Origin of the sequence: Curtobacterium sp. AG1037 (genome assembly GCF_003349855.1) — a bacterium.
GTDB classification, from domain to species: domain Bacteria; phylum Actinomycetota; class Actinomycetes; order Actinomycetales; family Microbacteriaceae; genus Curtobacterium; species Curtobacterium citreum.
Genome location: NZ_QQAO01000002.1, coordinates 393967 through 414372 on the forward strand (window position 1 = coordinate 393967; position 20406 = coordinate 414372).

Here is a 20406-nt window from a genome sequence, read left to right on the forward strand (position 1 = left end):
GTCCCGAGGATAAGCGGCGGGCGTCCGGTGGAACCGGACGCCCGCCGAGAGAGCGACCCTAGGACGCCTTCGTCGCCTTCAGCATGTAGCCGAACCCGCGCTTCGTCTGGATGATCGGCTCGCTCGAGTACTGGTCGAGCTTCCGGCGCAGGTACGAGATGTAGGACTCGACGATGCCGGCGTCGCCGTTGAAGTCGTACTCCCACACGTGGTCGAGGATCTGCGCCTTCGACAGCACCCGGTTCGGGTTGAGCATGAGGTAGCGGAGGAGCTTGAACTCGGTCGGGGACAGCTCGATCTGCGCGTCGCCGATCGTGACCTCGTGCGTGTCCTGGTCCATCGTGAGCTCGCCCGCGCGGATGATCGCGTCCTCTTCGTCGTTCATCGTGCGGCGCAGGATGGCCTTGATGCGCGCGACGATCTCGTCGAGTGAGAACGGCTTCGTGACGTAGTCGTCGCCGCCGACGGTGAGGCCGGTGATCTTGTCCTCGGTGTCGTCCTTCGCGGTGAGGAACAGGATCGGCGAGGTGTAGCCCGAGGAACGGAGGCGCTTGGTGACGCCGAAGCCGTTCATGTCGGGGAGCATCACGTCGAGGATGATCAGGTCGGGTTCCTCCTCGAGCACGGCCGAGATCGCCTGGGCCCCGTTGCCGACCGCACGGACGGCGAACCCGGCGAAACGCAGCGAGGTCGTGAGGAGGTCGCGGATGTTCGGTTCGTCGTCGACGATCAGGATCTTGGGGCCATCGGTCATGGACACATCCTCTGACCGTTCCCTAGAGGTTTCCTGGGAGCGGCTCGTGTGCCGGCTACGCGGCTGCCTGGACCTGGTCGGCGTCGAGGATGGTGTACGCGTACCCCTGCTCGGCGAGGAACCGCTGCCGGTTCTGCGCGAAGTCCTGGTCGACGGTGTCCCGCGTCACGAGCGTGTAGAACGACGCCGGCAGACCGTCCTTGTTCGGGCGCAGGAGTCGGCCCAGTCGCTGGGCCTCTTCCTGACGGGACCCGAAGGAGCCGGACACCTGGATCGCCACGGTCGCGTCGGGCAGGTCGACGGAGAAGTTCGCGACCTTCGAGACGACCAGGACGTCGATGTCACCCTGCCGGAACGCCTGGAACAGCCGCTCGCGTTCGTCGACGGGCGTCGCTCCGGTGATCTCCGCGGCGTCGAGCGACTCCGCCAGCGCGTCGAGCTGGTCGATGTACTGGCCGATCACCAGGATCTGCTCGCCGCGGTGCTTCTCGATGAGCTCCCGCACGACCGGGGTCTTCGCCGGTGACGTCGCGGCGAGCCGGTAGCGCTCGTCGTCGCCGGACGCGGCGTACTCCAACCGGTCGGCGTGCGGCAGGTCGATCCGGACCTCGTAGCAGGCGGCGGGGGAGATGTAGCCCTGCGCCTCGATCTCCTTCCACGGGGCGTCGTAGCGCTTCGGCCCGATCAGCGAGAACACGTCGCTCTCACGCCCGTCCTCGCGCACGAGCGTCGCGGTCAGGCCGAGCCGACGGCGCGCCTGCAGGTCCGCCGTCAGCTTGAACACCGGCGCGGGGAGCAGGTGGACCTCGTCGTAGACGATGAGGCCCCAGTCGAGGGCGTCGAGGAGCGACAGGTGCGTGTACTCGCCCTTCCGGCGGGCGGTGAGGATCTGGTACGTCGCGATGGTGACCGGGCGGATCTCCTTCGACGTGCCCGAGTACTCGCCGATGTCGTCCGCGGTCAGGCTCGTCCGGCGGAGGAGCTCGTCGCGCCACTGCCGCGCGGACACGGTGTTCGTGACAAGGATGAGCGTCGTCGCCTTGACGGTCGCCATCGCACCGGCACCGACCAGCGTCTTGCCCGCGCCGCAGGGGAGCACGACGACGCCGGAACCCTGCGCGAAGAAGGTGTCGACCGCCTGCTCCTGGTACGGCCGCATGTGCCACGACGCGGTGTCGAGGTCGATCGGGTGCGGCTGCCCGGGCGTGTAGCCGGCGAGGTCCTCGGCCGGCCAGCCGAGCTTCACGAGCTCCTGCTTGACCTGGCCCCGTGCCCACGGCTGCAGCTCGATCTCCGAGGACGACCGCTGGTCGCCGAGCAGCGGCTTGATCCGCTTCGAACGGGTCACCTCGGCCAGGACGGACGGGTCCTCGGCCGTCAGGAGCAGCACGGGCTGGCGCTCGAGCTCCTCGGTGGGTGAGTTCGCGATCACCGGGGCGTCCGGACGCTCCTCACGCCGGATCACGAGCCGTCCGTAGCGCGACACCGTGTCGCGGATGTCCACCGTGACGCTCTGCGGGACCGGGAACTTCGCGAAGCGCTCGAGCGTGCCGATCATCGCCTCGGCGTCGTGCCCCGCCGCCCGTGCGTTCCAGAGCCCGAGCCGCGTGATCCGGTACGTGTGCACGTGCTCCGGGGCGCGTTCGAGCTCGGCGAAGGCGGCGAGCTCGTGCCGCGCGTCCTCGGCGTCGGGGTGCGCGACCTCGAGGAGCACGGTGCGGTCGCTCTGCACGATCAGCGGTCCGTTCATGACGGATCAGCCTAGGCGTCGCGGCTGCGAGCTGCCGTGCCCGGCCCGGACGCTGCGCGTCGCGGCCCTCGGCGTCACGCCTCGCTCTCGACCGCCACGACGAGCGACAGCGGCAGGGTGCGTTCGACGTCGACCGCCGTGTCCCGTCCGCGCACACGGCCGGCCGCGATGGAGGTCGGGATGATCGAGACGGGCCGTTCGGATCCGTCCGGCATGCGCACCGTCAGCCGGATCGGGGTCTTCCCCCGCACGGCCAGGTCGATCTGCCGGCCGAGCCACTCCTGCTCCGGCTCCGCCTCGCCGCGCTCGGTCGTCAGCCGCAGCCGCTCGACGAGTGCGTGCGCCGCCTGTTCCGGCGTGCGTCCGGCGGCACGGCGACGGACGGGAGGCACGCCCTGCGTCGCGGGGCGGGCTGCGGCCGTCAGCACGGCCGGGTAGCGCTGGTCCTCGAGCGCCGCGTGCACCACGTGCGCCGGGTGCCGGGTCACGAGGGTCGTCAGGTCGGGCCGCTCCCACGCGAGCTGGCGGAGCTCGGCGTCGACCCCGACCAGGTCGAGCTGGTCCGGCGTGCCGTGCACCCGGGTGCCGACCCCGCCCGGTCCGACGTCGACGACGATGCTGCCGTCGCGTCCGGCGACCTGCTCGACGAGGTAGCCGAGCGGCTGCGGCACGCCCGTGGCGGACAGCCGGTCCAGCAGCGCGAGGAGCTCGTCCTTCGTGCTGCCGGCGCGGAGGGCACGGCGGACGGACTCCTCGGACACGCGGTACCGGGCCGCGAGCCCCGGGGCCTCGAGGTCGGCCACCGAGCGGAGGGCCGCGTCGTCGGCGGGGGAGAGCGGCCCGGGAGCGATGACCGTCAGGTCGTGCTGCAGGTACACGCCCTCGACCGTGGGCGGCAGGTCGGCGGCGGCGGCGTCGGCGTCGGCGTCGAGCACGGCCCGACCGGTCGGGGTGAGCACACCGTCGACCGCGAGCCCGATGGACTCCGCGGTGCCGGCCACGACGAGGAGCTCCGCGTCGAGCCACCGCGCACCGGCCGGGTACGCCCAGCGCCCGAGCGCCACGAGGTCGCGCAGGTCGTCGCCGGCGGTCTCGAGCACGTCGTGCACCGCCGGGTCGAGGGCGTCCCGCCAGCGCCCGGCGAGCCCGACCCAGCGGTCCGGCCACGGCGCGACGAGCCAGTCGTCGCCCGCCGGTGTGGTGTGCCAGAGCCCTTCGCCGGGGTCGGCGAACCCGACGCGGGCGAGGAGCGCGAGCCGGTCGGGCACGAGCTCGGGATCCGTGCCGGTGCGCTCGCCGAGGGTCCTGGCGAGCGGCGTCCCGATCCCGCCCTTCACGAGCTCCTTCACGCTCCCGGCGCGGACGGCGCGCAGGAGCTCGGCGAGGACGGTCATCGTCGCGAAGGCGCGTTCGGCACCCGTGGCGCGCGCGCGGTCGGGGTCAGCCGCCTGCGTGACGTCGCCCGACCGCCGGACGCCGGACGGGCCTCCTGTCCGGTCCAGTGCCACGAGGTCGGGGTGGGCGGCCAAGCGGGCCGCGACCGCGTCGTCGACGCCGCCGGACGCGTCCGCCAGGCCGAGCGCCACGGCGGGGGCGAGTGCGTCACCCGCCTCGCCGTCCCGCAGCGCGAGCAGCGCGGCACGGGGCAGGTGCTCGAGTGCGGCGTCGACGGCGTCGTCGGTCCGCAGCGCCTCGGCGAGGTCGAAGAAGTCGGCGGCGTGCTGCGGACCGGAGTCCGCGAGGACGGCCGCGGGCAGCCGTCGGGCGACGACGAGTCGTTCGAGGTCGTCGTCGGGCGTCGCGCGCAGGCGTGCGGCGAGGTCTGCGGTGGTCGTCATCGTCCGCCGCTCCGGTCGTCGCCGGTCCTCAGCGTGCCGACCGGTTCTCGCGGGCGCGCTTGGACCAGGTGAGACCGAGGAGGACGAAGACGAGCACCATCCCGATCGGCAGACCGATCAGCGGGATCGCCATGATCACGGGCCAGGGCATCGAACCCTGGGCGCTCGGGACGGTCAGCCACATCACGATCATGGCCGCGATGCACAGGAAGGCGGCGATGAAGATGCCCCCGACCATGAACCCGAGGACGCGTTCGGTACGATTGAACGTCACCGAGGAGTCCGCTGCGTCGCGGGGGGTCCCGGTGGATCGGGTCGGCTTGGCCATCGACCCAGGATATCCGACGCACCACGGCCGTTCCACGACCACGAGGAGTCCACGCATGCCCACCGGCAAGGTCAAGTTCTACGACGACCAGAAGGGGTTCGGGTTCATCTCCGGAGACGACGGTGAATCCGTGTTCCTGCACGCGTCCTCGCTGCCGGACGGTGTCACCTCGGTCAAGCCCGGGACGCGGCTGGAGTACGGGGTCGTCCAGGGCAAGAAGGGCTCGCAGGCGCTGTCCGCCCGCCTGCTCGAGCCCGCACCGTCCCTCGCGAAGATGTCCCGCCGGTCGGCCGACGACATGGCCGTCATCGTCGAGGACCTCGTGAAGGAGCTCGACCGGATCAGCGGCGACTTCCGGCACGGTCGCTACCCGAAGAACGGCGAGCGCATCGCCGCGATCCTGCGCCACGTCGCAGACCAGCTGGACGCCTGATGGTGGACAACACGGAGCTCGCGCGGAAGGCGCTGCTCGAGGTCACGCCGGAGTCCACGGTGGGGCAGCCGGTCGGCACGGTCGACGAGGGCGACGGGGTCGTCTCGGTCCAGTTCTCGAACCGGATGCCCGGGTACCCCGGCTGGCGCTGGACCGTCTCGATCGCGCAGGTCGAGGGTGACGAGCCGACCGTGCTCGAGGTCGAACTCCTGCCGGGTGACGGCTCGCTGCTCGCGCCGGAGTGGGTGCCGTGGTCCGAGCGCCTCGCCGAGTACCGGGCGGGGCACGACGACACGGAGGCGGAGGCGGAGTCGGACGAGGACGAGGACGACGACGAGTCCGACGAGGACGACGACGAGGACGCGGACTACGAGGACCCGGACGACGACGAGGCGGACGACGACGAGTCGGACGACGACGACGCGTTCGGCGACGAGGACGAGGACGACCTCGAGGAGTCCGACGACGACGAGCTCGACGGGGTCGACGTCGACGCGGCGGACGAGGACGGCGAGGAGCCCGCTCCGGTGCGCTCCCGCGGCGCCCGACGTCGTGCTGCGCGGGTGCGTCCCGTCGACCCGGACGACGACCTGGAGCTCGACCGGCTCGACCCGACCGAGGTCGACCCGGACCGGCACGCCTGACGCCGAGCGCCGGGCCCGGCCTCCGGGCCCGGCATCCGGGCACGGCCTCCGCAAGACGCAACGAGGGCGGTTTCCCGTAGCGACGTTCCGCTGCGAGGAACCGCCCTCGTTGCGTCTCGGGACCCGAGCCAGCTCGCGCGCCCGGCCGCCGCGGGGGTCAGCCGCGCAGGGCCTGCACCACGAAGTCGATCGAGCGGACGAGCTGGGCGACGTCGTCCGGGTCGATCGCCGTGAAGGTCGCGACGCGGAGCTGGTTGCGCCCGAGCTTCCGGTACGGCTCGGTGTCGACGATGCCGTTCGCGCGGAGCGTCGCCGCCACGGCCTTGGCGTCGATCGCGTCGTCGAGGTCGATCGTCGCCACGACCTGCGACCGGTGCCCGGGGTCGGTGACGAACGGCGTCGCGTAGTCGACCGACTCCGCCCAGTCGTAGATCGTCGCGGACGACGTCTTCGTGCGGGTGTCCGCCCACGCGAGCCCGCCGGACTGGTTGATCCAGGACACCTGGTCGTCGAGCATGAGCAGGGTCGCGAGGGCCGGGGTGTTCAGCGTCTGGTCGAGCCGGGAGTTGTCGACAGCGTTCTTGAGCGACAGGAACTCCGGCACGTAGCGGTCGCTCGCGGCGACCCGCTCCACGCGCTCGAGCGCCGCGGGGGAGAACAGTGCGAGCCACAGGCCGCCGTCCGAGGCGAAGTTCTTCTGCGGCGCGAAGTAGTAGACGTCGGTCGCGCTGACGTCGAAGGCCGCACCGCCGGCGGCGCTCGTGGCGTCGACGACGGTCAGGGCACCGGGGTCGCCGGCCGCGCGGACGACGGGGGCCATCACGCCCGTGGACGTCTCGTTGTGCGGGTAGGCGTAGAGGTCGACGCCCTCGACCGGCTCGAGTGCGGCGAGGGAGCCGCCGGGGGCCTCGACCACGTGCGGGGCCTCGAGCCACGGGGTGGCCGTGGCCTTCGCGAACTTCGAGCCGAACTCGCCGAAGGACAGGTTCTCGGCCCGGCGCTCGACGAGCCCGAACGCGGCGGCGTCCCAGAACGCGGTCGAGCCGCCGTTGCCGAGGACGACCTCGTAGCCGTCGGGGAGCTGGAAGAGGTCGGCGAGGCCGCGCCGGACGCTGCCGACGAGGTCCTTGACGGGCTTCTGCCGGTGGGACGTGCCGAGGATCGTCGCCCCGCGCGTCACGAGGGACTCGAGCTGCGCGCCGCGGATCTTGGACGGTCCGCAGCCGAAGCGGCCGTCGGTCGGGAGGAGGTCGGCGGGGATGACGATGTCTGCCATGGAGCGATCCTAGCGAGCGGTATCCCAGCCCAGCCGACCCTGCACCGGCCGGACGGGGCGGGCGTGGGGCATGCCTCCAGGCCCGTCGCCGCGTGCCGGACGGGACCCGGACGCGCGTGACGATCCCTCGGGACGGTCTGTCCCCTGACGGACGTCGGTCCGTCGCTGTCACCGTGAACAAGTAGGGTGGGGCGCGCTGGAACCGGACCTGAGAGGCGGACCGTGACCGATCTCGTCGACACCACGGAGATGTACCTCCGGACGATCCTCGACCTCGAAGAAGAGGGGATCGTCCCGCTGCGAGCGCGCATCTCCGAGCGCCTCGGTCACTCGGGTCCGACGGTCTCGCAGACCGTCGCCCGGATGGAGCGCGACGGACTCGTCGTCGTCTCCGGCGACCGGCACCTCGAGCTCACGACCGAGGGCCGCTCCCGTGCGACCCACGTGATGCGGAAGCACCGGCTCGCCGAACGCCTGCTGTCCGACGTGATCGGGCTCGACTGGGCGTTCGTGCACGACGAGGCCTGCCGCTGGGAGCACGTGATGAGCGAGCAGGTCGAGGTCCGCCTGCTCGAGATGCTCGGCAACCCGACCGAGTCGCCGTACGGCAACCCGATCCCCGGGCTGGCCGAGATCGGCGGGCCGACGGCGCCGGGCTTCCTCGACGGTGTGCGGAACATCGTCGCCGCGACCGAGGGCACCGACGCCGTGGCGACCGGGGTCGTCCGCCGTCTGGGCGAGCCCGTGCAGTTCGAACCCGAGCTCCTGCACCAGCTGCGGACCGCCGGCGTGATGCCGGGTCGGGTCGCGAGCGTGCAGCGTGCGGGGGCCTACGTGGCCGTCCGGGTCGAGGGCGAGGAGTCGGGCATCGAGCTCCCGGCCGAGGTCGCCCAGCACGTCTACATCGAGCACGCCTGACCCTGGCGCGGTTCGCAACGAGCACCCCTGAGCCTGAGAAACCGCACAAGGTCATGCAGGTGACGGGCCCCTGATCAGGGATTCGTCATCGTTCCGTTACCGAACCACCGTTTCATCTCGACACGGTAACGACGCCCACGTACACTCGTCGAGTCCCGGGTCGCCCACGAGGCCCAGGACCCGTGGCAGGACGTCTCGCGCCCGTCTCCTGCCTCGATCGGAAACGATGACGAACGGATGGGGTTGCACGACCGGGAACACCCGCCCGGCCGTGGTGACGAGACGCCGGAGACACCACCCTTGACGCAGACCGGTTCCGCCGCGGACGGCCAGACCCCCGCGAACCCGACGAACACCGCGAACGCCATCCCCACGGCAGCCGCCCCGCTCACCCGGCGGGCAGCACGCCAGGCCCCCGCGACCACCTCCACCGTCCGCAAGGTGACCCCGGTCCGCGACGCGCCGCTCCCCGGAGGTCGTCGTGCCGCGCAGGCCGCCCTCGCCGCCGAGAAGACGAAGGCGAGCGCCACCGCCCGCAAGCGCCGCTTCCTGGCACCGGTCGTCCTCACCGTCGCGTGCGGCATGTTCGGCACCGTCGCGGTCGCCCCGGCGTTCGCCGCGACGCAGCAGACCGGCTCCGCCGCGGCCACCGCCCAGCGCGAGGTCCGTGCGACCCAGGCGCAGGAGTTCTCCGTCTCGGACGCCGTCGCCCTCGCCGGCACCAACCGTGACGGCTACGGCGCGACCTCGCAGGCGACCCTCGACCAGGAGGCCGCGCAGAAGGCCGCAGCGGACGCCGCCGCCGAGGCAGCGAAGCAGGCCGAGGCGACGCAGGCCGCCCGTGCCGCGACGGCGAAGCAGTACTCGTCGTACAGCGGCCCGAGCGCCGAGCAGATCGCCGCGACCTCGGCGAACACCCCGTTCTCGCTGCCGGCCGTCGTCGCCACCGCCAAGCAGTACATCGGCACGCCGTACGTCTTCGGCGGCGCGGACCCGTCCGGCTTCGACTGCTCGGGCTACGTCATGTACGTCTACGCGCAGTACGGCATCAGCCTCGCGCACTCGGTCCCGCTGCAGGACGCGGCCGGCACCACGATCCCCGAGTCCCAGGCGCAGCCCGGCGACGTCGTCGTCTTCAACGACGGCTCGCACGACGGCTTCTACATGGGCAACGGCATGATCATGGACGCGCCGAAGCCCGGCGGCAAGGTGTCGATCCGCCCGATCTGGACGAGCAGCTACCACATCGTCCGCTTCGGGATCTGACCCCGGCCCTACCCCCCGCGGTGACGACCCGTGTGTCGTTCCCGTGAACACTCCCGGAAACCGGCCCGCACACCCTCGTGCTGGGCCGGTTCCTGACGTAGCCTGATGCTGCACCGGTCCGAACACGGCCCGACCACGGGAGACCTCATGTCAGCGATCCGCACGACCCGCACCACGGGTCGGCGCGCGCTCGTGGACATACGGTCCACCGCCCCCTGCGTGCACCATCACGCCCTGACCTGACGAGAGCACTACCCATCCGGGTGGTGCTCTTCGTGGTTCCGGGCGTGGTCGCAGACCGCGGTCCCACGTCGGCGTCGCTCGGTCCGACGCACCCGCAGCGCCTGGAAGCCGTCCAGGCACGTCGGAAGGGAACCCATGCGCACTCTCGTCCTCAACGCCGGTTACGAGCCCCTCGCGGTGATCTCGGACCGACGGGCCCTCGTGCTGGTGATGAACCAGAAGGCCGCCATCGTCACCGCCGACGCCGAGCACCCGGTCACCGGGTCGACGTCGTCGTTCGACCGTCCGTCCGTCATCATCCTCACCCGCTACGTGCGCATCCCGCACGCCCGGCTCGTGCCCGTCTCGCGCCGCGGGGTCCTCCGGCGCGATGCGAACCGCTGCGCGTACTGCGACCGGCACGCGACGACGATCGACCACGTGCAGCCGCGGTCCCGCGGTGGGCAGGACTCGTGGGAGAACCTCGTCGCCTGCTGCCTGGCGTGCAACAACACCAAGGGCGACCGCACCCCGCAGGAGATGGGCTGGCGACTCCGGTTCCGGCCGAAGGCGCCGCACGGTGCCTCGTGGGTGGTGCGCGGCATCGAGCGGCCGCAGTCGGAGTGGAACGAGTACCTCGTCGCCGCGTAGCGGTGGCTGCCGCAGCGACGGGCGGACGGGAGGCACGGTGCGGCACCGCCACGTGCCTCCCGTCCGGCGGTGGTCGCGCCCGGCGACCGTGGCGGGCCGATCCGCGCGTGGTGGGCCGATCCGCGCGTGGTGTGCCGATCCGCGCGTGGTGTGCCGATTCGCGCGTGGTCGGTCGGGTGTTCCTGCGCATCATGCGCGGAACGTCCTCCGATCGCGAGCGTGATGGGAAGGAACACGCGGGCGTAGCGTGCGCTGCATGAGCGAGACGCCGGACATCGACGACGCCACCATCACGGACCTCCGGGCACGCCTCCGGGCGACCCGCTGGCCGGACGCGACCGGTGTGGACGGCTGGTCGCTCGGCGTCGACCTCGACGAATTCCGCCCGCTCGTGGCGTACTGGGCGGACGGGTTCGACTTCGACGCGCACCGCGCCGCCCTGGCCGCCCTGCCGTCGCGTCTGGTCGAGGTCGACGGCATCCGGGTGCACGTGCTGCACGCGCGGTCCGGACGGGACGACGCGATCCCGCTGCTGCTCGCGCACGGTTGGCCGGACTCCGGGTGGCGGTACCGGAAGGTGCTGCCGATGCTCGTCGCGGCGGGCTTCGACGTCGTCGTCCCGGACATGCCCGGCTACGGGTTCTCGGACGCGCCGCCGCAGGTCCTCGACGCGCGACAGGTCGCCGGGATGTGGGCGGAGCTCATGACGACGCTCGGGTACGAGCGCTTCGCGGCGTCCGGCGGCGACATCGGCACGCACGTGGTCCGGTACCTCGCGCTCGACCAGCCGGACCGGGTCGTCGCAGTGCACCGCATCGACGGCGGCTTGGCGTGGCCGGGGCTCGACGCCTCGGCGCTCTCGCCGACGGAGCGGGCCTTCGTCGACGAGACGGCACGGTGGCGGACCGACGAGGGTGCCTACGCGATGCTGCACCGGACGAAGCCGCAGACCGCGGCGGTGGGGTTGACGGACTCGCCGGCGGGCACGGCGGCGTGGATCGTCGAGAAGCTGCGGTCGTGGAGCGACTGCGGCGGGGACCTGTGGTCGGTGTACACGCGGGACGAGGTGCTCGCGCTGCTGACCGAGTACTGGGCGACCGGGACGATCGGGTCGTCCATGCGGATGTACCACGCGAACGCGGCGATCCCGGCGGAGCAGCTGGCCCGGCGGGTGGAGGTGCCGTCGGGGTTCTCGGTCTTCCCGGGGGACCTCGTGCGGGCACCGCGGGAGTGGCTCGAGCGGACGACGAACCTCGTGTACCACCACGAACTCGACCGGGGCGGCCACTTCGCGCCGGTCGAGGTGCCGGAGCTGTACGTGTCCGAGGTCCGGACGTTCCTGGAGCCGTACCGCCGCTAGAGTGGACGGGCCAGCCTCTGTAGCTCAACGGAAGAGCAGTTCCGTCCTAAGGAAACGGTTGGGGGTTCGAGTCCCTCCAGGGGCACCAGGGGCACCAGGGCCGCCAGAGCATCAGGACACGATCGATCCACAACCGTCGGCCCGGACGGTAGTGCGGCCCAGCGGACCCGTACGATTGTCACCGTGTCCAAGGTCCTGAGCAGTCTCCCCGTCGGCGAACGAGTCGGCATCGCGTTCTCCGGAGGTCTCGACACCTCCTGCGCGGTCGCCTGGATGCGCGAGAAGGGAGCGGTGCCCTGCACGTACACGGCCGACATCGGCCAGTACGACGAGCCGGACATCGACGCCGTCCCCGGTCGCGCCCACGAGTACGGCGCGGAGATCGCCCGCCTGGTCGACGCGAAGAGCGCCCTGGTCGAAGAGGGCCTCGTCGCGCTGCAGACCGGTGCCTTCCACATCCGCTCGGGCGGCAAGACGTACTTCAACACGACGCCGCTCGGCCGCGCCGTGACGGGCACGATGCTCGTCCGCGCGATGAAGGAGGACGGCGTCGACATCTGGGGCGACGGCTCCACCTACAAGGGCAACGACATCGAGCGGTTCTACCGCTACGGCCTGATGGCCAACCCGCGGCTCCGCGTCTACAAGCCGTGGCTCGACTCCGAGTTCGTCGAGGAGCTCGGCGGCCGCAAGGAGATGAGCGAGTGGCTCGTCGCGCGCGGCTTCCCGTACCGCGACTCCACCGAGAAGGCGTACTCGACCGACGCCAACATCTGGGGCGCCACGCACGAGGCGAAGAGCCTCGAAGAGCTCTCCAGCGGGCTGGACATCGTCGAGCCGATCATGGGCGTCGCCGCCTGGCGCGACGACGTCGACGTCGCGACCGAGGTGGTCTCGGTCCGCTTCGAGGCCGGCCGCCCGGTCGCGATCAACGGGGTCGAGTTCCCGGACGCCGTCGCGCTGGTGTACGAGGCGAACGCCATCGGTGGTCGGCACGGCCTCGGTGCGTCCGACCAGATCGAGAACCGCATCATCGAGGCGAAGAGCCGCGGCATCTACGAGGCGCCGGGCATGGCGCTGCTGCACATCGCCTACGAGCGGCTCCTCAACGCGATCCACAACGAGGACACCGTCGCGGCGTACCACAACGAGGGTCGTCGCCTCGGCCGTCTGATGTACGAGGGCCGGTGGCTCGACCCGCAGTCCCTCATGCTGCGCGAGTCGCTGCAGCGCTGGGTCGCGTCGGCCGTCACCGGCGAGGTCACGCTCCGCCTGCGTCGCGGGGACGACTACACGATCCTCGACACGACCGGGCCCGCGCTGTCGTACCACCCGGACAAGCTCTCGATGGAGCGCGTCGGGGACGCCGCCTTCGGGCCGGACGACCGGATCGGGCAGCTCACGATGCGGAACCTCGACATCGCGGACTCGCGCGCGCGGCTCGAGCAGTACGCGGCGGCCGGTCTGATCGGCGGCGCGACGGGCGAGCTCGTCGGGCAGCTGCAGGCGGGCGAGGCCGAGGAGATCCTCGGCGGCGCGGTCGTGACCTCCGACGCGGACGACGCGCTCGGGCGGGCGACGGACGCCGCGTCCGAGGGTGCTGCGTTCGACTCCGGGACCGACTGACCCGTCCCGTCGGGTCGAGGCCGGACACGACGAAGGGGAGCCACCGCGGCGTGCGGGGGCTCCCCTTCGTGGTGCGTGGGCGGCGTCGGTGCCGCGCCGGCGCGCTACCGCCGCTCGGCGGTCTCCGGGCGCTTCTGCCGCCACGGCAGCGCAGGCTGCCCCGGTCCGTCCCACACCTGCACGGCACCCCAGGCCGCGGCGAGCAGCGGCACCGAGATGATCGCGCCGGTGATGCCCGCGAGCACCGTCCCCGCGGTCAGGCCGATCAGGATGACGAGCCCGTGCAGCTTGAGCGTCTTGCCCATCAGGACGGGCTGGAGCAGGTTGCCCTCGAGCTGGTTCACGAGCACGACGATGCCGACGACGACGAGGGCGGCGACGGGGCCGTTCGCCACCAGGGCCACCAGGGCGGCGAGGATGCCGGCGGCGGTCGCACCGACGATCGGGATGAACGCCGTGATGAACACGACGACGGCGAGGGGGAGCGCCAGTGGGACCCCGACGATCGCGAGCCCCACGCCGATGCCGATCGCGTCGACCGCGGCGACGCTGGCCGTGCCGCGGACGTACCCGCCGAGGGTCTGCACCACGCGGTCGCCCACGCGGCGCGCCCGCTCGTAGCGGGCCCCGGTGAAGGGGCGGAGCAGGAACTCCCAGATCGCCGGACCGTCCTTGAGGAAGAAGAACAGCACGACGATCATCAGCACGAGGCCGGTGAGGAAGTTCGCGGTGGCCGAGGCGCCCGCGAGTGCGCCGGAGCCGAACTGCGAGCTGGTCAGGAAGCCCTGGACCCCGTCGACGACCTGGTCCACCTGCTGGTCGGAGATCGCGAAGGGCAGGTGGTCGACCGCGTCCTGGAGCTGCTGGAAGCCGCTGATCGCGGACTTCTGCAGGTCCGGCCACTGCGCGATCACGGCGACGACGATGAGCCACCCGACGAGCCCGAGCACGACGAGCACGCCGAGCAGCACCGCGAGGGTCGCGAGCACCGACGGCACCTTGTGGCGTCGGAGCCAGGAGACCACGGGGTGCATGGCCGACGCGATGATGAGCGCGAGGAGCACCGGGATGGTCACGACGCTCAGCGTCGCGGCGGCGTAGACGATGCCGATCGCGACGACGAGCACCACGATGATCTGCAGGCAGCGCGTCGCGAGGGTGCCGAACGGGTCGGCCCACCTGCGGGCGAAGACACTGGGGGCGGCGTCGGGGCGGGCGGCGTCGGACTGGGCGTCGCTGGGACGGCCGAACAGGGGCATGGGGCTCCTCGTGGTCGTGCGGAGCCACCACGCTACCGGCGCGGCAGCACCTCGGCGGGGTCGCCGCTAACCGCATCCACCTGGACGCGGTCCACCACCACTCCTACCCTGGAGTCACCGGGTTCTCCTCCAGGTCCCGTCGTCACGATGCCCTCGCGGTCTGCGAGGTCTGGCACAGCGGGACGGCCCGGTCGGATCCGAGGTCTGCAACTCCTCGATGAAGGGCTGTCACCATGGCCGCCACGAACTGCTCGTGCACCGCACACCCCCTCGACTTCTCGGCGGGCCAGACCCGCACCCCCGTCGTCCCGTCCGCCACGACCGTCCTGCTGGGGCTCTCGTGACGCCCCGGGCCCCGGAGGACTGGCACCGGCACGGTCTCCGGTCCCCGGAGGAGGTCGCCGACATCATCTCCGAGCGGATCGCCGGCGCCTCGGACGCGTCCGCGCCCGCCGGCGCGGAGCACGACGAACCGTCGTACGCCGACTTCCTCGGCGAGCAGGTCTGACCCGCGCGTCGCGACGCGCCCACCCAACGGACGGGAGGCACGGTGCCAGCTGGCACCGTGCCTCCCGTCCGTCAGTGCGGTCCGTGGCTCTCGCTGGCTGTTCCGCGCGTAGCCTTGTAGATTGCTCATGTCTCCGCGTGCCCGGCGGAGGTGCCTCCACATCACCGGTGGAGCGCGGATCAGCGGCGGGCACGGGGCGACCCGTGGCCGCCGGAGAGCGAGGACCCGAGTGCACGACCACGACACCCACCCCCTGGACCGGCACGTCGGCCCGCCCCACGTCGAACGCTTCCGCCTGACCCGCGGCGACGAGACGTTGCGCGTGGTCTGCACGTGCGCGATCGGGACGGACCACGACAACACCATCCGCCCGGAAGGAGCCGCGACCTCGCGGTGAATCCGTGCCGTCCGCGGCCCTGCGCGCGATACTGGAACGGTGCGTGAACTCCAAGCCGCCATCGCCGCGGACCTCGACGTCCAGCCGACCATCGACCCGGAGCAGGAGATCGCCCGACGCGTCGGGTTCCTCCGGGACTACCTGACCACCACGGGTGCGAAGGGCTTCGTCCTCGCCGTCAGCGGCGGCCAGGACTCCACGCTCGCCGGGCGGCTGACGCAGCTCGCGGTCGAGGGCCTGCGCGCCGACGGGCACCCGGCCGAGTTCGTCACGGTCCGCATGCCGTACCGCGTGCAGGCCGACGAGGACGACGCGCAGCTCGCCCTCCGCTTCATCGCGGCGGACCCGGGCATCGTCGTGAACATCGAGCACGGGGTCGACGGGGTGGTGCAGGACACCACGGCCGCCGGCGTCGAGCTGAGCGACTTCGTCAAGGGCAACGTCAAGGCCCGCATGCGGATGGTCGCGCAGTACGCGGTCGCCGGGCAGCGCGGGCTCCTCGTCGTGGGCACGGACCATGCAGCCGAGGCGGTCACGGGCTTCTTCACGAAGTACGGCGACGGCGGCGTGGACCTCACCCCGCTGACGGGCCTGACCAAGACCCAGGGGCGGCAGCTGCTCGAGCACCTCGGGGCGCCGGCCCGACTCTACGAGAAGGCGCCGACGGCGGACCTGCTCGACGACCTGCCCGGCCAGACGGACGAGGCGAACCTCGGCCTGACGTACGCCGAGATCGACGCGTACCTGCAGGGACACGACGTCCCGGACGAGGTCGCCGAGGCGATCGAGGCGCGCTACCGCGCGACCGAGCACAAGCGCCAGGTCCCGGCGACGCCCTTCGACGCGTGGTGGCGCCAGGGCTCCTAGTCACCAGGAGGGCGCCGGGTCACCACCGCGGCCACGGACAGGAGGCGCGGTGCGGGTTCGTCCCGCACCGCGCCTCCTCGTGTGCTCGGGCTGGTCAGCCGTCGTCGCGGGGGTCGTCGTCGCGTCGCTGCGGGTGCCCGGCGTCCTCGCGCTCGCCGGCATCGGTGTCCGTCCCCGGGTCCGCCTCCGTCGGCCGCGGCGCGCTCGTGGCCGCGGCGTCCCGCTCGGCGGCGAGGCGCTGCTGCCAGACGACGCTCCGGGCCGCGCCCTCGAGCACGTCGTCGACGCTGCTGCCGGTCTTCGCCGCGAGCGCGCCGCTCAGGCCGGCCGTCAGGGTGCCGCCGGCCGAGGCCAGGCGCTCGACGACCTGCTCCTGCCGGTCCGTGAGGGGTTCGTCGACCATGCTGTCGACGGTCTCGCGGATGTTCTCCTCGCTGGCGTCGAGTGCGCCGTCGTCCCCGGCGTGCAGGGCGGCGGCCTCGCCGACGACGACGAGTCCGAGCCGTGCGGCGTCGTCCTCCGGGCGGGGGTGTTCGTTCGCGTCGGTCATGGCGGGGACGGTACGCCGCGCACCCTGGACGCGCTGCGCACTCGACGCGCGCCTGAAGATGCGTGCAGACGGGGCAACCTTGCACTGGTGGCAAAGGTGCCACGGGTGTAAAGTTGCATGGTCTGCAAGAGAGAGTCCCAGGAGGATCGATGTCCACTGCCACCGCACCCGTCGAGGTGCCGCGCGGCCGACCGGAGGCCACGGCTCCCGCACCCGCGAAGCCGATCATGACCCACCGCCAGATCCTGCTCGTCATCTACGGGCTGATGGCGGGCATGTTCCTGTCCTCGCTCGACCAGACGATCGTCGGCACCGCGATCCGCACCATCGGCGACGACCTGCACGGGCTCGACCAGCAGGCCTGGGTCACGACGGCGTACCTCATCGCGTCGACGATCACGACGCCGATCTACGGCAAGCTCTCCGACGTCTTCGGCCGCCGACCGCTCTACATCTTCGGCATCAGCGTCTTCGTGCTCGGTTCGCTGCTCTCGACCTTCTCGACCTCGATGGTCATGCTCGCCGCCTTCCGGGCGTTCCAGGGCATCGGTGCGGGCGCGCTCATGTCGCTGCCGCTCGCGATCATGGGCGACATCCTCGCGCCCCGTGAGCGTGCGAAGTACCAGGGCTACTTCCTCGCGGTGTTCGGCATCTCGTCGGTCATCGGTCCGCTCATCGGTGGGCTGTTCGCCGGTGCGTCCTCGATCCTCGGGGTCACCGGGTGGCGGTGGGTGTTCCTGGTCAACGTCCCGATCGGCATCGGCGCGCTCCTCATGGTGATCGCGTTCCTGCACCTGCCGAAGTTCGGCGACGCCGCGCGGAAGCCGCGCATCGACTGGTGGGGCGCGACCGCAGTGATCGTGGCGCTCGTGCCGCTGCTGCTCGTCGCCGAGCAGGGCCGCACCTGGGGATGGGCCTCCGCTGGCTCCATCGCCTGCTACGTCGTCGGCGGGCTCGGGATCGTGGCGTTCCTGGTCGCCGAGACGCTCATGCGCGACGACGCGATCATCCCGCTCAAGCTGTTCCGCTCGGGGACGTTCTCGATGGCCACGGTCCTCGGGTTCCTGGTCGGCTTCGCGATGTTCGGCGCCATGCTGACCATCCCGCTGTACCTGCAGATCGTCACGGGGCTCACCCCGACGGAGTCCGGCTTCGCGACCCTGCCGATGATCGGCGGCCTGATGATCGCGTCGATCGCCTCGGGCCAGATCGTGGCGCGCACCGGCCGCTACCGGGTGTTCCCGGTGATCGGGACCGCGCTGGTGTCCGCCGGCTACGTCGTGCTGACGTTCATGACGATCGACAAGCCGCTCTGGTTCCTGATGATCGGCATGTTCCTCATCGGCCTCGGCCTCGGCCAGCTCATGCAGAGCATCACCCTGGCGTCGCAGAACTCGGTCCAGCCGCGCGACATGGGCGTGGCGACGTCGTCGGCGACCTTCTTCCGGCAGATCGGTGGGACGCTCGGCACCGCGGTGCTCCTCAGCGTGCTGTTCTCGCTCATGCCGACGAACATCACCGCGGCGACCGCCGACAAGGCGAACCTGACCGGCGCGCTCGACGCGGCCCTGAACCCGACCGTCGCGAGCGCGAAGGTCAACCGTGGCGTGATGGACCAGCTGTGGACACCGATCGTCACCCCGCTCGAGCAGCAGGTGCAGTCCGGGCTCGACCAGGCCACGGCGAAGGTGACCGCGGCGACCGCCGGTGCCCCGGAGGCCGTGCAGCAGCAGGCGCTCGCGGCCGCGGCCGACCAGGCGCACGCGTCCGTGCAGGGTGACCGCCTGGTGGTCGACTGGTCGGACACCGCGCAGCGCACCTACTGGGTCGACCAGCTCGCGCCGAAGCTCTCGGACGCGATCTCGTCCGGGTCCGGCAAGGGCGGGAGTGCCACCGCGGAGACGAGCGACACCTCGTTCCTGAACGGGGCGGACCCCGCGCTGACGAAGCCCTTCATGACGGGCTTCAACGCCTCGGCGGTCACCGTCTACTGGGTCGGCTTCGCGGTGATCCTGCTCGCGTTCGTCCTGAGCTGGTTCTTCAAGGCACCCCCGCTCCGGAAGAGCTCGGCGCTGCAGGAGCAGGCCGACCGGGCCGGTGCGGCGGAGGACCTCCCCGCGACGGCGGCGGTCCGCGCCTGACCCGACCGCGAGCGGGTGTGTGCCCGCCGGGGTGACGCAGTCCGCAGAACGCCCCGTGGCAGCCGCCACGGGGCGTTCTCCGTGTCACCGGTAGGACGACTCCGCCGCTCCTGACCGCAGAACGCGGGCCGATCGGCTCTTGACAGCCGAGACATCCGATGTTTCGATGTCCTCGTTCGGTCGACGGCGACCGGACGGGCAGGAGCAACGATGAGCCGCATCACCGGTCTGCGGGTCCGGGACATCCGGTTCCCGACCTCGCGGGAGCACGACGGGTCGGACGCGATGAACCCCGACCCCGACTACTCCGCGGCGTACGTGGAGGTCACCACGGACGCCCTCGACGGCCTGACCGGTTCGGCGTTCGTGTTCACGATCGGTCGGGGCAACGAGGTGCAGGAGGCCGCGATCGCCGCGCTCCGCGGGCACGTCGTCGGTCGCGACGCCGAGGCACTGCTCGCCGACATGGGCGGCACGTGGCGGAGCATGGTGCACGACTCGCAGCTGCGGTGGCTCGGCCCGGAGAAGGGCGTGATGCACATGGCCATCGGCGCGGTGGTGAACGCGCTGTGGGACCTGAAGGCCAAGCGCGCCGGACTGCCCCTGTGGGCGCTCCTGGCATCGATGTCGCCGGAGGACCTGGTCGACCTGGTCGACTTCCGGTACCTGACCGACGCGATCACCCCGGCCGAGGCCCTCGAGCTGTTCCGCGCCGCCGAGCCCCTCCGTGCGGAACGCCGACGCCGGCTCGAGCAGTCCGGCTACCCGGCGTACACGACCACGCCCGGCTGGCTCGGCTACGACGACGACAAGCTCGCCCGCCTGTGCCGCGAGGCGGTGGCCGACGGCTTCACCCAGATCAAGCTCAAGGTCGGCGGCAGCGTCGACGAGGACGTCCGACGTCTCCGCATCGCCCGGCAGGTCGTCGGCCCGGACGTCCGGATCGCGATCGACGCGAACCAGCGGTGGGACGTCGACGAGGCGGTCGCGTGGATCGACCGGCTGCGGGAGTTCGACATCGCCTGGGTCGAGGAACCGACGAGTCCGGACGACGTCCTCGGGCACGCCGAGATCGCCCGCCGCATCGCCCCGGTGCCGGTGGCGACCGGGGAGCACATGGCGAACCGCGTGATCGCGAAGCAGCTCATCCAGGCGGACGCGATGCGGGTGCTGCAGATCGACGCCACCCGGGTCGCCGGCGTCAACGAGAACGTCGCGATCCTGCTCCTCGCCGCCAAGCACGGCGTCCGGGTCTGCCCCCACGCGGGCGGCGTCGGGCTGTGCGAGGCGGTGCAGCACCTGTCGATGTTCGACGCGGTCGCGCTCTCCGGGGCGCTCGAGGACCGCTGCATCGAGTTCGTCGACCACCTGCACGAGCACTTCGTGACCCCGGTCGACGTCCGCGGCGGCCGCTACTGGCCCCCGACCGCCCCGGGCGCCGGCACCGAGATGCTCGCCGACTCCCTCGACGCCCACACCTACCCCGACGGCCCGGTCTGGGCGGCGGCCTCGGCCGCCGACCCGGTCCGCGACACGATCCGCGTCGCCTGAGCCGGACACGTCAGACCGACTCGCCAGACCAACCCCGACACACCCCAGCACCACCACGACGAAGTGG

Annotated in this window: 18 protein-coding genes and 1 tRNA gene; 12 read left to right on the forward strand and 7 right to left on the reverse strand. The window is 71.8% G+C overall.

The genetic code is table 11. The features are described from left to right. Window positions 1-58: 58 nt before the first annotated feature. The 4 genes from DEU32_RS04325 to DEU32_RS04340 form a co-directional block, all read right to left on the reverse strand. Window positions 59-754: a response regulator transcription factor gene (locus DEU32_RS04325; protein WP_058740468.1), complete on the reverse strand. Its 696-nt coding sequence runs from the start codon at window positions 752-754 to the stop codon at window positions 59-61. 55 nt (window positions 755-809) lie between these two features. Next, window positions 810-2504 carry a DNA repair helicase XPB gene (locus DEU32_RS04330; protein ID WP_114849475.1) on the reverse strand — a complete coding sequence of 565 codons (1695 nt, stop codon included), beginning with the start codon at window positions 2502-2504 and terminating at the stop codon, window positions 810-812. A 74-nt stretch (window positions 2505-2578) separates the two neighbouring features. Continuing rightward, window positions 2579-4342 (reverse strand): helicase-associated domain-containing protein, encoded by a 1764-nt coding sequence (locus DEU32_RS04335; protein WP_114849476.1) that lies wholly within the window; start codon window positions 4340-4342, stop codon window positions 2579-2581. A 28-nt stretch (window positions 4343-4370) separates the two neighbouring features. Then, window positions 4371-4670 (reverse strand): hypothetical protein, encoded by a 300-nt coding sequence (locus tag DEU32_RS04340; RefSeq protein ID WP_058740465.1) that lies wholly within the window; start codon window positions 4668-4670, stop codon window positions 4371-4373. A gap of 55 nt (window positions 4671-4725) precedes the next feature. Between DEU32_RS04340 and DEU32_RS04345 the strand changes: the two genes are divergently transcribed. Then, on the forward strand, window positions 4726-5103 hold the full coding sequence (locus DEU32_RS04345; protein ID WP_114849477.1) for a cold-shock protein: 378 nt from the start codon (window positions 4726-4728) through the stop codon (window positions 5101-5103). Next, window positions 5103-5747: a DUF3027 domain-containing protein gene (locus tag DEU32_RS04350; protein WP_114849478.1), complete on the forward strand. Its 645-nt coding sequence runs from the start codon at window positions 5103-5105 to the stop codon at window positions 5745-5747. The genes DEU32_RS04345 and DEU32_RS04350 overlap by 1 nt, the downstream gene beginning before the upstream one ends. Window positions 5748-5904: 157 nt before the next feature. On the opposite strand, the gene serC is transcribed toward DEU32_RS04350, so the two are convergent. Next, entirely contained in the window at window positions 5905-7023 is a 1119-nt protein-coding gene (gene serC, locus DEU32_RS04355; protein WP_114849479.1) for a phosphoserine transaminase, read from the reverse strand. Between the two features lie 222 nt (window positions 7024-7245). Between serC and DEU32_RS04360 the strand changes: the two genes are divergently transcribed. The 6 genes from DEU32_RS04360 to argG all read left to right on the forward strand — a co-directional run bounded on the left by DEU32_RS04360 (window position 7246) and on the right by argG (window position 13066). Next, window positions 7246-7941 carry a metal-dependent transcriptional regulator gene (locus tag DEU32_RS04360; RefSeq protein ID WP_114849480.1) on the forward strand — a complete coding sequence of 232 codons (696 nt, stop codon included), beginning with the start codon at window positions 7246-7248 and terminating at the stop codon, window positions 7939-7941. 300 nt (window positions 7942-8241) lie between these two features. Further along, the gene (locus DEU32_RS17640) at window positions 8242-9207 is read left to right on the forward strand and encodes a C40 family peptidase (protein ID WP_114849481.1); all 966 of its coding nucleotides are present in this window, start codon (window positions 8242-8244) and stop codon (window positions 9205-9207) included. 378 nt (window positions 9208-9585) lie between these two features. After that, entirely contained in the window at window positions 9586-10080 is a 495-nt protein-coding gene (locus DEU32_RS04370) for an HNH endonuclease (RefSeq protein ID WP_114849482.1), read from the forward strand. 256 nt (window positions 10081-10336) lie between these two features. Then, window positions 10337-11440, forward strand: a complete 1104-nt coding sequence (locus DEU32_RS04375) for an epoxide hydrolase family protein (protein WP_114849483.1) — start codon at window positions 10337-10339, stop codon at window positions 11438-11440. A 13-nt stretch (window positions 11441-11453) separates the two neighbouring features. Then, window positions 11454-11528 (forward strand) — tRNA-Arg (locus DEU32_RS04380). Window positions 11529-11623: 95 nt separating this feature from the next. Next, window positions 11624-13066, forward strand: coding sequence for an argininosuccinate synthase (gene argG / locus DEU32_RS04385; RefSeq protein ID WP_058740458.1), 1443 nt, complete (start codon window positions 11624-11626; stop codon window positions 13064-13066). 104 nt (window positions 13067-13170) lie between these two features. Here argG and DEU32_RS04390 read toward each other — a convergent pair whose 3' ends face one another. After that, window positions 13171-14325, reverse strand: coding sequence for an AI-2E family transporter (locus DEU32_RS04390; protein WP_114849484.1), 1155 nt, complete (start codon window positions 14323-14325; stop codon window positions 13171-13173). 340 nt (window positions 14326-14665) lie between these two features. On the opposite strand from DEU32_RS04390, the gene DEU32_RS17075 reads away from it, so the two are divergent. Together DEU32_RS17075 and nadE are read left to right on the forward strand one after the other, a co-directional pair. Beyond that, a complete protein-coding gene (locus DEU32_RS17075; protein WP_167510149.1) occupies window positions 14666-14833 on the forward strand; it encodes a hypothetical protein in 168 nt (55 codons plus the stop codon). Window positions 14834-15269: 436 nt separating this feature from the next. Continuing rightward, window positions 15270-16097, forward strand: coding sequence for an ammonia-dependent NAD(+) synthetase (nadE, locus tag DEU32_RS04395; protein WP_058740456.1), 828 nt, complete (start codon window positions 15270-15272; stop codon window positions 16095-16097). Between the two features lie 94 nt (window positions 16098-16191). Here nadE and DEU32_RS04400 read toward each other — a convergent pair whose 3' ends face one another. Next, window positions 16192-16647 (reverse strand): hypothetical protein, encoded by a 456-nt coding sequence (locus DEU32_RS04400; RefSeq protein ID WP_114849485.1) that lies wholly within the window; start codon window positions 16645-16647, stop codon window positions 16192-16194. Window positions 16648-16796: 149 nt separating this feature from the next. On the opposite strand from DEU32_RS04400, the gene DEU32_RS04405 reads away from it, so the two are divergent. Both DEU32_RS04405 and DEU32_RS04410 read left to right on the forward strand, forming a co-directional pair. Further along, window positions 16797-18788, forward strand: coding sequence for an MDR family MFS transporter (locus tag DEU32_RS04405; RefSeq protein ID WP_181819192.1), 1992 nt, complete (start codon window positions 16797-16799; stop codon window positions 18786-18788). A gap of 210 nt (window positions 18789-18998) precedes the next feature. Then, window positions 18999-20339 (forward strand): enolase C-terminal domain-like protein, encoded by a 1341-nt coding sequence (locus DEU32_RS04410; RefSeq protein ID WP_114849486.1) that lies wholly within the window; start codon window positions 18999-19001, stop codon window positions 20337-20339. Window positions 20340-20406: the final 67 nt, after the last annotated feature.